This window comes from Streptomyces sp. NBC_01261 (assembly GCF_036226385.1).
Classification (GTDB): domain Bacteria; phylum Actinomycetota; class Actinomycetes; order Streptomycetales; family Streptomycetaceae; genus Streptomyces.
Map to the genome: position 1 here is coordinate 5,606,496 of NZ_CP108463.1, position 12,230 is coordinate 5,618,725.

Sequence of the window (12,230 nt, forward strand, 5' to 3'; positions counted from 1 at the left end):
CAGCCGGTCAAGAGGGTCGGCGCAGGCCCAACAGCCGCCGTACGGAGGGAAATCCCATGAAGCCCGCCCCGTTCGCGTCCTTCGTCAGGTTCGTGGCGTGCGGCGGCGGTGTCGGGGTCCTGTCCAGCGCGGCGGTACCGCTACTGGCCGCGCTGATGCCCTGGGCGGCGGCGAACGCCCTGATCACGATCGCCTCGACCGTCCTCTGCACCGAACTGCACGCCCTGTTCACCTTCGGCACCGGCCGCCGCCCCGGCTGGCGCGAGCACTGGCAGTCGGCGGGCTCGGCCACGGCGGCCTACGCGGCGACGTCCGCGGCGATCCTGATCCTCCACACCGTCCAGCCCACCCCCGGCATGCTCACCGAACAGGCCGTCTACCTCACCGCCTCCGGCCTCGCCGGCATCGGCCGCTTCCTGGTCCTCCGCCTGTTCGTCTTCGCCGACCGCGGCGCCTCGACCCCGGTCACGATCGCGGTACGGCCGACGGTGGCAACCCCCGCGTTCAGCCCGGCCGCGTGAGAACCCCGGCACACCAACGGAAATGCCCGTCCCCACTGTCCGACGAGAACAGGTCGTAGGTCGCCAGCGCATACGCCCGCCGATAGAGGACGAGCGTCTCGGCCGAGTACCGGAACTCCTCGGCGAACAACCGGGTGAGGGCGGCGGTGTGCCGTTCCGCGTACGGCCCGTACATGTCCCACACGGCGGCTGCCACGGCGGCCTCGAAGGCGGGATCCCCGGCGGTCGTGAAGAACCCGAAGTCGAGTACGGCCGTAGGAGCGCCCGCGTCGTCGACGTGGATGTTGGGCGGCACGAGGTCACCGTGCACGACACTGACCGGCCCGCCGCCCGGAAGCGCCCGCAGGGAGTCCACGGTCGCGCGCACGATCCCCGCGAGGTCGGGAACCCGAGCGGCGAGCAGCCCACCACGCCGACGAACGGCCCGCAGGACGAGGTCGGCGAGCGCGTCGGGAAACCGGGCGTGCCCCTCCCAGAGCGCCCGATCGTCCCCCTGCACGACAAGCCGCCGCATGACCTCGGTACCGGGCACAGCGGCCAGGCCACGCAACACCGTCAACAGGGCGTCGGTGTCCCGCGCGGCCAACTCCCGCCCCGGCGCCACGACCGCCGAGTCGGCACGCAACGGGACGCCGGCTGGACGTGTCCGTGACCCCGGTCTGTGAAGTAGCGGATCCAGTGGGCGGTGTGTTCTTGGCGGTGGGTGACCATGACTGAACCGGACCCCCTGAGGGTGTCAATGGGCGGGCGGGTGAAGGTCGTTCGGGGAGGGGGGCTCTCGGCGTCGCCAACTGCCCGGTGGTTCCCCGTGGTGGCGGGTGAACGCTGCCGCGAAGGCGTAGGGCGAGGTGTAGCCGACCGTGCGGGCGATGGCCGTGAGGGGGAGTTCGCCGGTGCGGAGGTGGTCGCGGGCCAGGGCCATCCGCCAGTCGGTCAGGTACTGGATCGGGGTCTGGCCGAGGACGTCGCGGAAGGTGCGGGCGAAGGCCGCCCTCGACAGGCCGCTGATCGCGGCGAGTTCGGGGACCGTCCAGGGGTGGCCGGCGTCCTCGTGGACGGCCTGGAGCGCAGCGTTCAGGCGGGCATCCGCGCAAGCCCGGTACCAGCGTGGCGCGTTGGGGCTGTGCCGGAAGTCGGTGCGGATGGCCAGCACCAGCAGGACGTCCAGGAGCCGGTCCAGGACCGTGGGCCCGCCCGGTTCGCCCGGCGCCGGTGTCGCCAACTCGTGGGACAGCAGCCCGATCACGTCCCGCAACGGATCCCCCACCGCCGCCGACAGCGTCAGCACCTGCGGCAGCGCCTCCAGCAACCCGGCACCGACGTCCCCCGAGAACCGGTACGCCCCGCAGAGGAACACCGTCGCCCGCGGATCCTCCGAACTCCCGCCCGGGGCATGCCTGTTGCGGAACTCCTCCGGTTCGAGGCAGTCCGCGCCCGGCTCGTGCCCGATGTGGTGATCGGGGCCGCCGCGCACGAGCGTCACCTCACCCGGCACCAGTTCCACCGCGCCGCCGGGATCGTCCAGCCACAGCCAACCCCGTCCCCGTACGACGGTGTGCACGGCCAGTTGGATCGACCCGGCCAGCCGGAGTCCCCACGGCGGCTCGGCCACCGTCCGCGCGAAAACGGCACCGGAGGCGCGGGCCCGCGCGAGGCGATCGTGCAGTATGTCCACCCGATCAGTATCCGCGAGGCGACCGCACAGCGGCTCTCTTCGAGCGTCTGACGTAATGAATCAAGCGATTCACACATTGATCCGCCACCGCCCCGCTCCCACGATGGAGCCATGACTGGATCACCTCCCACCGCCCTCGTCCTCGGCGGCACCGGCCGTACCGGCTCCCTCGTGGCGCGCCAACTCGCCGGACGAGGACTGCCCGCCCGCACCGCCGCCCGCCACGGCGCCGACGTGCCCTTCGACTGGGACGACCCGACCACCCACCCCGCCGCCCTCGCCGGCGTCGACCGCCTCTACCTCGTCACCCCCGTCCTGCGGATCTCCTACGCCGACCAGGTGGCCGCGTTCCTCGACCTCGCCGTGGCCGCGGGGGCACGTCACGTCACCTACCTGAGCACCTACGGCGGTCAACTGGCGCCCCCGGACGTCGACATCAGGGCCGTGGAGGACGGTCTCGCCGCCCGCGACACCCTCACGCACACGATCCTGCGTCCGGCGTGGGTGATGCAGAACTTCGGCGACGCGCACCTGCCGGTCGTCGACGGTGTGATCACGGTGTCGACCGGCGGCCACAGGGAGGCGTTCGTCGACGCGGGCGACATCGCGGCCGTCGCGGTGGAGACGCTGCTCGATCCCGAGGCCCATGCCGGGGCGTCGTACGCGCCGACCGGGCCGCAGGCCCTCACCGTCGCCGAGGTCGCCGACACCATCACCACGGTGACCGGCCGAACCGTCCGGCACCAGGACATCGACCCCGAGGCGTGGATCGGCGGTGCGGTCGCGGCCGGGCTCGTCCCCGCCGACTACGCGGTGATGCTGCGCTGGCTGACCGGCGCCATCGTCTCCGGGAACGGTTCCACGCCCAACGACGACATCGAGAAGGTCACCGGCCGGGCGCCGGCCGGCTTCGAGGACTTCGCGCGGCGCAACGCCGGCGTCTGGGCACACCCGGCGGGGGTGAAGTGACCATGTCCGTACCCGTACCCGTACCCGTACCCGCATCCGCATCCGCCGAGAACGCGGGCGAGTTCGCGGCGCTCGATCCGTTCTTCCGGATCGTCCAGGAGGGGCTCGCGGGGCTCGTCGACGGCGAGCACTTCTTCGATCTCCTGGCCGAGGACGTGGTCGTCGAGTACGTCGTGTCCGTGCCCGGCTACCCGCGCCGGGTCGAGGGACGCGCGGCGGTGGCCGACCTGTACCGCGGCTACGGCGACGTCATGATCCTGCACAGCGCGGACGGACTGGCCGTCCACCGGGACCCCGGGACGTCAGTGGTCGTGCTTGAGTACGCGGTGCACGGACGGGCTGTGCGGACCGGGATGGCCTACGACAACCACTTCGTCTCCGTGATCACCGTCAGGGACCGCGAAGTGACGCACTGGCGCGACTACTTGGATCCAGTCGCCGTCTTCCGGGCCGTCGGATGGCCGGCGAAGGATCACTGAAAAACCGCTGGGGAACTGGCCCATGGCTGACGGGCTTCGCCGGACAGCGCCATGGAAGCCCAGCCCGCCCTGACTAGCCCGCCCTGCGGAAAGCCTCGTCCATGTCCGAGAAGGGTGCCTGCCCGTCGTCGAACGGCAGCGTCTCGTCCTCCCCGAAGTCCGGGGCCTGGAAGGGGTTCGTCGCCGGAGGGGGCGATCCCGCGCCGGACAGGCGGGTCGCCCCTTCCGGGGCGGAGAACAGCGAGGTCAGGTCGATGAGAGGTCTCCCGTTCGTTACAGGCCGCTAGGACCTGGTGTGCCGTGAACCGGGCACAGCGGTCCTACAGCTTGCTCATCTTGGAGTACGGGCTCAGGATGCGCTCCTGGACCGACCCGAAGTCGACGAGCACCGCGATTCCGTCCTCGATGCCGATGACCCGGCCGAGGCCGTACATGTCGTGTGTGACCTGGTCGCCCACGGCGAACTGCTTGGGTGCCGCCGCGGCCGGGGCCTTGAAGGGACTGGTGGGCAAATAGCGCTTCGGTGCAGCTGGCTTTGTCATTGACTCCAGTATGGGCCTAGACACGCCACTCGCTGAGGCCGTCCACATCGCTTGTTCATCACAGATCGAGCAACCGGGAACCACGGAGCCGCCCCGGACGTACCCCTCACGCCCCTGACCTGGCCCTTCCCGGACTCGTCCCGGAACCGCCGCGGGCCATCGAAAAACAGCCGTCGGGGTACACGCGAGAGGCCCCGGATCACTCCGGGGCCTCTCGTCAGATGTGCACTCGGCAGGATTCGAACCTGCAACCTTCTGATCCGTAGTCAGATGCTCTATCCGTTAAGCTACGAGTGCTTGTTTTCTCTTGTTTTCCTTCGTCGCTCCCGGCCCTTCCGGCCCGCTCGCGGCGACAGGAAGAACATTACATGACTGCCGCCGCCATGTGAAATCCGTTAGCCATACCCCTTGTGAGCTGCGAAAACGGGCTTACGGAGGGGTTCCGGGAACGACCGAAGCCCCGGTCGCTCGGACCGGGGCTTCGGTGTGGTGCGGAGGCGGAGGGATTTGAACCCTCGATGGGACTTACATCCCAAACCGCATTAGCAGTGCGGCGCCATAGACCGGACTAGGCGACGCCTCCAGCACAACCACCCGCGCGAGCGCGGAAGGTGCGTGCAGATGATGACACAGACGAGCGCGGTGTCACCAATCGCCTCCCACGGTACTAGGCAGGCGGCCCGCAGAGCAAAGCCGTTGATGCCGGCCGCCGGGTCCGCAACGTCCGGGGGCGGCGGGCGTTAGTCAGGTCATGTTGCAGGTCAACCGTCTCCTCGTGATCGCCGCCGCGTCCGCCGCCACCGTCGGCTCGCTGGCCGCGGTGCCCGCCGAAGCCCGCGTGCAGGCCGCCCCCGCCGCGCCCCGCACCCTCGCGCCACCGCCCGTCCGCGACGAGGACCGGTCCGGCGGCGACCACCTCACCGTCACCGTCCGGCACGCGGGCGGCGCGGCCGACGGGACGCACGAGCTGTACTGCCACCCCGGCGGCGGCACCCACCCGGACGTGACCGGCGCCTGCGAGGCCGTCGGCCGCAACACCCAGTGGGGAAGGGACCCCTTCGCGCCGGTCCCCCCGGACAGCCTGTGCACGATGATCTACGGCGGCCCCGCCACCGCCCATGTCACCGGCACCTGGGCCGGACGCCCGGTCGACGCCACGTACGACCGGAGCGACGGCTGCGAGATCTCCCGCTGGAACGGGATGGTCCCGCTGCTGCCGGACCTCGGCGCCCATCGCTGAAGACGCCGGGGATTGGTGGTCGGTCACACGTTCTACGTCACTTCACCGTGCGACCTCCCTCTCATCTCACTCCGCGAGCACAAGGACTGCCCTTAGACTCCCTCGCGTGACACGTCGCGGGCAGGTTGGCAAGATGGCCTCCGCGGTCGGCAAGGTGCGGTAACAGGGAGGAAGCGTCTCGTGAGCAGCAGGCCATCCCGAGGCGCTGCTCGCCTCGCAGCCATACTCGACGCGCTCCCGGACGCGTTGGTCCTGGTCAACGCCAACGGAACCGTCGTCAACGCGAACACCATCGCGCTGGAGGCCTTCGAGGCGCCGGGCACCGCCCTCGTCGGGCGCGGACTGCTGGACCTGCTGCCGGAGTTCGACTCCCGGCTCATCCCGGGTTCCATGCGCCGCCCCGACTCGATGGACCCGCGCGGCCGGACCAAGCCCACCCGCATGACCGCCCGCCGCACCGACGGCTCCGAGTTCCCCGTCGAGGTCACCAGCGCCAACCTCGAAGACGGCCAGCAGGCCTACGACGGCTACGGCTACACCTCCGACGAGCTCCTGATGCTCGTCGTGCGCGACCTCTCCGGGACCGTGGACACCGAGGCCGAGCTGGCCCGTTCGCAGCGGCAGACCGAGATGATCCTGCGTGCGGCAGCCGAGGGCGTCGTAGGAACGGACACGGACGGGCGGGTCGTGCTCGTCAATCCGGCCGCCGCGCAGATCCTCGGGTACCGCGCCAGCGACCTCGGCGGCAAGGAACTGCACAACCTCGTCCTGCACTCGCGCGCGGACGGCTCCCCCTTCCCGTACGCGGAGTCGCCGCTCGCCGACACCCTGCGGTCCGGGCGCAAGCACCGGGTGCGCGGGCAGGTGCTGTTCGCCAAGAACGGGGACCGGGTCTCCGTCGACCTCACCACCGCGCCCGTGCGCGACGGCGACCAACTGGTCGGCGCCGTGATGACCTTCACCGACCGGCGCCCCTACGACTCGCTCGCCGAGGAGAAGGACGCCGCCGACAAGCTGCACCGGGACGAGCTGGAGCGGCTCGACGAGGAGCACGCCTCCGAGCTGACCTCGCTGCGCCAGAAGCACATCACCGAGATCGAGGAACTCCGGGAACGGCACGAGGAGGAACTCGCCGCGAACGAGGAGCGGTACGCCGCGCTCGGGGAGCGGGAGAAGGACCGGTTCGAGGAGCTGGCCGGACGCCACGAGCAACTCCTCACGCTGCTCGGGCGGTCGTTGCGCGGGCCCCTCGACGAACTGCGGCGTGAACTGGCCGCGTTGGCCGCCGATGACGCGGGGCAGCTGTGGCCCGAGGCGAATCAGGTTCTCCATCACCTCTCGGCGGGGTACTCGCGCATCACGCAGCTCATCGACAACGTGCTCGGCTATCAGCGGCTGGAGACCGGCGACGGGGAGCTCAACCGTACGAAAGTGATGCTGGACGCGGTGGTCGCCGCCGGTGTCGACGGGGCCGTGGAGCTGATCGGTCCCGGGCGGGTGCAGTTCGCCGTGCACGCGCCGCCCATCGAGGCCGAGGTCGACCCGGTGCTCCTCGCGACCGCGCTCGCGCATCTCGTCGCGGATGTCGCGGGTGTCGACGCGACCGGCAACTCGCCCGCGTCCGCGGGCGGTTACATGGACAACACGGTCGTCGTGGCGGCGGCGCAGCGCGGTGAGGTCGTACGGATCGAGGTGCGCGGGCCGTATGCCGGGGGAGACCCGGTGCACGAGCCGATCGTGCGCGGGATCGTGCGGGCGCACGGCGGTGTGCTGCAGACGCACGACGTGCCGGGGATGAGCGGCAGCGCGTATGTGCTGGAGGTGCCGATCGGGGGCGGGGCGGGGGCCGTCGCGGCTCCGGCCGCGACCGGTGGCGGCGCCGAACTCGCCCTGCCCGAACAGGCGTCGGCCAGCAACGGCCGTCGGCGGGCCCGACGGTCCTCCGTGGACGCGTTCCTGGAGAGCGAGGTACCGGACGGTACCTCCGAGGACACCGGCGGCGGCGAGGCCGCCGTGCCCACCGGGCGGCGCAGGAGGCGTGCGGGCGAGGAGTCCGCGGCGGTCGCGGTGGCCGGTGAGGCGGGCGGCGACGGTGCGTCCGGCGGTACCGGGCGACGGCGTGGGCGGGCGGCCGAAGGCGCGGCCGGTGAGGCGTCCGACGGTGACCCCGAAGGTGTGTCCGGGGGTGTCTCCGAGGGCGCTGTGATGACGGCGGCGGAGCATGCCGCTGGAACTGCCGCTTCCGGTACGGGACTTGGTGGCACCGTGTCGCCGCGAGGTGTGCCCGTGGGCGGTGAACGGCAGGCGTTGCCGGCCGCGTTGCCCGCGAGCGGCTCCGCCGATGCCGCCGGTGACTCCGACTCCGTTGGCGAGGACGGGCAGCCGACCGGGCGTCGCAGGCGGGCCTTGGCTGCCGCGGCCGAGCGGGCCGCGGCGCAGGAGGCGGGGGCGCGGACCGTGTTCGCGTTGCCGCCGGCTGAAGCTGATCGGACGCCGGAGGGTTCTGGGGCTACGGCCGCGCAGCCGCCCGGAGTTGCCGTCGCGCCCGGGGTTCCCGTTGTGCCCGGGCAGGCTCCCGGGGGTGTTCCTGGTGGGCATCCCGGTGACGACGGGCGGCACGATGCCGTTCCGGTTGATCAGGGTGACGATCACACTCCGCCTCAGCCGCATCCCGCGAGCGCCCCGACTGGGCGGCGGCGTCGGGCTGTTGCCCAGCCGCAGCCACAATCTCAGGCGCAGGCGCAGGGTGTGGAGTCGGTGCAGGCCGGGGCCCCGGTTCAGGCCGGTGTCGCGGTGCAGGGGCAGGGGCAACCTGGTGCGGTGGTTCCGGCGCAGGGGGCGGCCGGGCAGGGGCAGCAGGGGGTTCCGGCGCAGGTCGCCGCGGGGCAGGCGGTTCAGCAGGGGCAGGGTGTTCCCGTCGGTGTGCCGGGTCAGCCTGTCGCCGGGCAGGGGGTTGCCGGGCAGCCCGGTACCGCCATGCAGCTCGCTCCCGCGCAGAGTCTTCCCGCCCAGGGGCAGGTGCCGGCGGGGCAGCCGTTGCCGGCCGAGGCGGTTCCTGGTCAGGGGATTCCGGCTCAGGGCATTCCCGGGCAGGGCAACCCCGGTCAGCCGGTGTCGCCGCAGGGGATCCAGGCGCAGGGAGCGCAGGGGCAGGGACTTCCCGGCCGGCCTGTCTCTCCTCAAGGGATCCCGGGGCAAGCCCCCGGTGTTCCCGGGCAGCCGATTCCGCCTCAGGGCATTCCCGGGCAGGCCGTGCCCGCGCAGGGGCAACTCGTCTCTCCGCACGGCATTCCCGGTCAAGTCGCCCCGGTTCAGGGGCAGTCCGGTGGGCCGGTGCCGCCGCAGGCTCTGCCCGCCGCGCAGCCGAACCCGGCCGCGGGTGCGCCCGGTGGGGCTCCGGCGCCCGTGGCGGCGAACGGCGCCGAGACCGCCGTAGCGCCGAACACGGCACCGAACCCGCAGCCGAACGCCAACCCGAACCCGAATGCTCCCGTACCCGGTACTCCCGTCGCCGCGCAGGCTCGGGTCGCTCAGCCGCTTCCCGCCGAGGCCGCTGCCGCGCCCGTTGATCCCAACTCGACTCAGGGGCGGGCGATCAGTGTGCGGACGTTGGGGCAGGGGGTGCCGTTCACGCGGCAGGCCGCTCAGGTGCAGGTGCCCGCCGCCACGCCCACGCCTCCGCCGCATCAGTCGGGTGGGGGTGGTCGGCGGAGGAAGCTGGGAACGCGGCCCGAGCCCGCCGGTGCGGTGGCGGAGCAGAGTGAGCGGGCTCAGCCCTCCATGGCCGGGCAGTCACGCCTCGCGCAGATGACCGAGGGGGCCGGGCGGTCGTACGCCATAGGGGCACCGGACGAGAACGCGGCCGAGGGGCCGGAGCCGTTGGACGGGCCGGGCGGGGCCGTCGAGATCGCGGACACGCCCAGGCCGCAGCCGCTCGACGACGAACTGCCCCCGGAGCCGCTCGACAACCCGCGCCGGCTGCTGGTGTGGCCCGCGCCGGACGTGACGACCACACAGGCGCTGAGCGACCGCGGGTACCGGCCCGTCATCGTGCACTCGCGCGAGGAGGTCGACGCGCAGATCGCCGCGTTCCCGGCGGCGCTGTTCGTGGACCCGTTGACCGGGCCGATCACCCGTACCGCGCTCCAGTCGTTGCGGCAGGCGGCGGTCGCTGCCGAGGTACCGGTGCTGGTGACGGCCGGGCTCGGGCAGGCCACGCGGGAGGCGGCCTACGGCGCCGATCCCGCCGTCCTGCTGAAGGCGCTCGCGCCGCGGGACAGCGAGCAGCATCCGCCGCGGGTGCTGCTGATCGAGGAGCACGCGGAGATCGCGCTGGCGCTGACGGCGACGCTGGAGCGGCGCGGGATGCAGGTGGCCCGGGCCGCGAGCGATGCCGACGCGGTGACTCTGGCTGGGCAGTTGCGGCCGAACCTGGTGGTCATGGACCTGTTGCAGGTGCACAAGCGGCGGGCCGGGATCGTCGACTGGCTGCGCGCGAACGGGCAGCTCAACCGCACCCCGCTCGTCGTGTACACGGCCGCGGTGGACGAGGCCGACCTGCCGCGGCTGGCCTCCGGGGAGACCGTGCTCTTCCTCGCCGAGCGGTCGACGAGTACCGAGGTCCAGTCGCGGATCGTGGACCTGCTCGCCCGGATCGGCACCAACTAGCCGACCACACGGGCCACTTGACGGCCGTAGCCAACTACCTTTCGGGCGCGGCTACTTGGCGATCAGTCGCCGTGCCGCCTCCTTGATCGACTCGCGGAGGCGGTCCCGGTCCGGGTCGTCCGCGCCCACCAGGACGCGGCGCATCTGCGGTACGACGACACCCCAGTTGGCCATCGCGACCAGCAGGAAGAGCAGGTCGCGGGCCGGGATCGCGTCGCTCACGACACCCCGGTCCTGGCCGTCCTGGAGCGCGGCGACCTTGAACGCGTAGTGCTGCTGGCGCTCGGCCTCGTCGGGCAGTTCGGCGGTGCCGTACTCCAGGCCCTCCCAGAAGAGGAGGCGGAGCAGTTCGGGGTGGGCCTCGTGGTAGTCCATGAGGCGGTCGATCCAGCCCTCGATGTCGTCCGGGTCGACGGGGAGCGCGACGGCCAGGTCGAGCATGGACCTGCCGAGGACCCGCGTGAACAGTTCCGCCTTGTTGCCGAAGTAGGCGTAGATCAGCTGCTTGTTGGCCTTGGCCTCGGACGCGATGCGGTCGATGCGGGCGCCCGCGATGCCGTGCCGGGCGAACTCGGCGACCGCCGCCTCGAAGATCCGGGCCTTGGTGGCCTCGGGGTCCCTGACTCCCATGGGGCCAGGGTACTCGGCGGGGGGCGGTAACCAACTGTTTGGTTGACAGGGAATTCCGATGCGCCGCATGCTGTTCCAGCTTCCAACCAAACAGTTAGTTGCAAGAGCCGACCCGGAGACTTCGCGGGTGGCTCGCGAGTCCCGCAGGTCTGAAGGAGTGCCGCCGCTCATGTCCTCCGCAACCACCGACACCACCGTCACCCGGACATCGCTCCAGAAGCCGGGCGTCCCCAGCGCCTCCGGCCGCCTCTTCCTCGTCCTCATCGCCGTCTGTACCGCCGTGACGGCCGCCAACATCTATCTCGCGGGTCCGCTGCTCCCCCTCATCGCCCACGACTTCGGCTCGACCCCGTCCGCCGTGGCGTGGATCGCGTCGGTCGCGCAGTTCGGCTACGCCACCGGCCTCCTCTTCTTCGCCCCGCTCGGCGACCGCGTGAACCGGCGCCCGCTGGTCGCAGCCCTCTCCCTGGCCACCACGGCGGCCCTGCTCGTCGGCGCCGCGGCCCCCGGCACCGCCGCCCTCGCGGTCGCCGTCTTCGTCGCCGCCGCCGCGACCGTCGTACCGCAACTCCTCGTCCCGCTGGTCGCCGAACGCGCCCCCGCCCACCACCGCGCCCGCCATGTCGCGGCCGTCATAGCGGGCCTGTTCACCGGCATCGTGGCGGCGCGCGTGGTGGGCAGCCTGGTCGGCCAGGCCTACGGCTGGCGGGTCGTGTTCGTCGGCTCGGCCGCCCTCACGCTCGTCCTCGGCCTCGCCACCGCGTACGTCCTCCCGTCCGAGAGGCGCCGCGGCTCCGGCCCGCTGTTCGCCGGCCTCGCGGCCCTGCCCGGCCTGGTCCGCACCTCGCCCGACCTGTGGCGCGCGTGCCTGCGCCAGGCGGGGATGTTCGGCGCGTGGAGCGCCCTGTGGACGACCCTCGCCCTGCTCCTGACGGGCACGACGGGCGGTTCCTACGGCTTCTCGACCGCGACCGCCGGGCTGTTCGGGCTCTTCGGGCTGGCGGCCAGCGCGGTGGCTCCGCTCGCGGGCGGGTTCGTCGACCGGTTCGGCGCGGGAAAGGTCGTACGGTCCGCGTATGTGCTCGCGGCCCTGTCCGTGCCGCTGTTCTGGCTGGGCGGGCACGTGCTGTGGGCGCTGTTCGTCGCCGCGATCGCGATCCACGCGGCCCTGGTCGCCTCCCACGTCGCCAACCAGACCCTCGCCCTCACCACCACCTCCACCCCGGCGACCGCCAACACCGCGTACGTCGTCGCCGGCTTCACGGGCGGCGCGCTCGCTTCGTCGCTGGCCGGACCGGCGTTCAGCCACTGGGGCTGGGGCGGGGTGTGTGTGGTGGCGGGGGTGTGGCTGGTGATCGGGTGGGTCTCGACGGCTACGGGCGCGCGGCGCCGGTGAGTTCTCCGCCTGCGCGACGGTGAGTTCTTCTGCTACGACGACGACGTGGCCGTACGCCGGGCAGGGGCCGTGGGGCGCCCTGTCCGGCGGATCGGCGTGAACGGGTGGGC

10 protein-coding genes and 2 tRNA genes are annotated in these 12,230 nt (G+C 72.2%); 6 read left to right on the forward strand and 6 right to left on the reverse strand.

The genetic code is table 11. From position 1 onward, the window contains the following. The first annotated feature begins 56 nt into the window (after positions 1 to 56). Positions 57 to 521, forward strand: coding sequence for a GtrA family protein (locus OG226_RS24700; protein ID WP_328681666.1), 465 nt, complete (start codon positions 57 to 59; stop codon positions 519 to 521). Here OG226_RS24700 and OG226_RS24705 read toward each other — a convergent pair. Further along, positions 505 to 1,146, reverse strand: coding sequence for a phosphotransferase (locus OG226_RS24705; protein WP_329350060.1), 642 nt, complete (start codon positions 1,144 to 1,146; stop codon positions 505 to 507). The genes OG226_RS24700 and OG226_RS24705 overlap by 17 nt on opposite strands. Before the next feature lie 111 nt (positions 1,147 to 1,257). Beyond that, positions 1,258 to 2,196: an AraC family transcriptional regulator gene (locus OG226_RS24710; RefSeq protein ID WP_329350061.1), complete on the reverse strand. Its 939-nt coding sequence runs from the start codon at positions 2,194 to 2,196 to the stop codon at positions 1,258 to 1,260. Positions 2,197 to 2,307: 111 nt separating this feature from the next. Here OG226_RS24710 and OG226_RS24715 point away from each other — a divergent pair, with 111 nt between their 5' ends. Together OG226_RS24715 and OG226_RS24720 are read left to right on the forward strand one after the other, a co-directional pair. After that, positions 2,308 to 3,165: an NmrA family NAD(P)-binding protein gene (locus OG226_RS24715; protein ID WP_328681660.1), complete on the forward strand. Its 858-nt coding sequence runs from the start codon at positions 2,308 to 2,310 to the stop codon at positions 3,163 to 3,165. A 2-nt stretch (positions 3,166 to 3,167) separates the two neighbouring features. After that, complete coding sequence (locus tag OG226_RS24720; protein ID WP_329350062.1) at positions 3,168 to 3,644, forward strand: nuclear transport factor 2 family protein; 477 nt, start codon at positions 3,168 to 3,170, stop codon at positions 3,642 to 3,644. A gap of 320 nt (positions 3,645 to 3,964) precedes the next feature. Here OG226_RS24720 and OG226_RS24725 read toward each other — a convergent pair whose 3' ends face one another. From OG226_RS24725 to OG226_RS24735, 3 genes are all read right to left on the reverse strand, one after another. Further along, complete coding sequence (locus OG226_RS24725; protein WP_033285538.1) at positions 3,965 to 4,186, reverse strand: hypothetical protein; 222 nt, start codon at positions 4,184 to 4,186, stop codon at positions 3,965 to 3,967. Between the two features lie 224 nt (positions 4,187 to 4,410). Further along, a tRNA-Arg gene (locus OG226_RS24730) sits at positions 4,411 to 4,483 on the reverse strand. A gap of 195 nt (positions 4,484 to 4,678) precedes the next feature. After that, positions 4,679 to 4,769, reverse strand: a tRNA-Ser gene (locus tag OG226_RS24735). A 168-nt stretch (positions 4,770 to 4,937) separates the two neighbouring features. On the opposite strand from OG226_RS24735, the gene OG226_RS24740 reads away from it, so the two are divergent. Together OG226_RS24740 and OG226_RS24745 are read left to right on the forward strand one after the other, a co-directional pair. After that, the gene (locus OG226_RS24740) at positions 4,938 to 5,426 is read left to right on the forward strand and encodes an SSI family serine proteinase inhibitor (RefSeq protein WP_328681654.1); all 489 of its coding nucleotides are present in this window, start codon (positions 4,938 to 4,940) and stop codon (positions 5,424 to 5,426) included. 180 nt (positions 5,427 to 5,606) lie between these two features. Beyond that, entirely contained in the window at positions 5,607 to 10,094 is a 4,488-nt protein-coding gene (locus OG226_RS24745) for a PAS domain-containing protein (protein WP_329350063.1), read from the forward strand. Positions 10,095 to 10,145: 51 nt separating this feature from the next. On the opposite strand, the gene OG226_RS24750 is transcribed toward OG226_RS24745, so the two are convergent. Then, on the reverse strand, positions 10,146 to 10,724 hold the full coding sequence (locus OG226_RS24750; RefSeq protein ID WP_328681652.1) for a TetR family transcriptional regulator: 579 nt from the start codon (positions 10,722 to 10,724) through the stop codon (positions 10,146 to 10,148). Between the two features lie 169 nt (positions 10,725 to 10,893). Between OG226_RS24750 and OG226_RS24755 the strand changes: the two genes are divergently transcribed. Then, the gene (locus tag OG226_RS24755) at positions 10,894 to 12,120 is read left to right on the forward strand and encodes an MFS transporter (RefSeq protein ID WP_328681650.1); all 1,227 of its coding nucleotides are present in this window, start codon (positions 10,894 to 10,896) and stop codon (positions 12,118 to 12,120) included. Positions 12,121 to 12,230: the final 110 nt, after the last annotated feature.

What these genes read in the sequence shown, in the direction of transcription:
- OG226_RS24700 (WP_328681666.1), top strand. Translation starts at nt 57, where the DNA reads ATGAAGCCCGCCCCGTTCGCGTCCTTCGTCAGGTTCGTGGCGTGCGGC.
- OG226_RS24715 (WP_328681660.1), top strand. Translation starts at nt 2,308, where the DNA reads ATGACTGGATCACCTCCCACCGCCCTCGTCCTCGGCGGCACCGGCCGT.
- OG226_RS24720 (WP_329350062.1), top strand. Translation starts at nt 3,168, where the DNA reads ATGTCCGTACCCGTACCCGTACCCGTACCCGCATCCGCATCCGCCGAG.
- OG226_RS24725 (WP_033285538.1), bottom strand. Translation starts at nt 4,186, where the DNA reads ATGACAAAGCCAGCTGCACCGAAGCGCTATTTGCCCACCAGTCCCTTC.
- OG226_RS24740 (WP_328681654.1), top strand. Translation starts at nt 4,938, where the DNA reads ATGTTGCAGGTCAACCGTCTCCTCGTGATCGCCGCCGCGTCCGCCGCC.
- OG226_RS24750 (WP_328681652.1), bottom strand. Translation starts at nt 10,724, where the DNA reads ATGGGAGTCAGGGACCCCGAGGCCACCAAGGCCCGGATCTTCGAGGCG.
- OG226_RS24755 (WP_328681650.1), top strand. Translation starts at nt 10,894, where the DNA reads ATGTCCTCCGCAACCACCGACACCACCGTCACCCGGACATCGCTCCAG.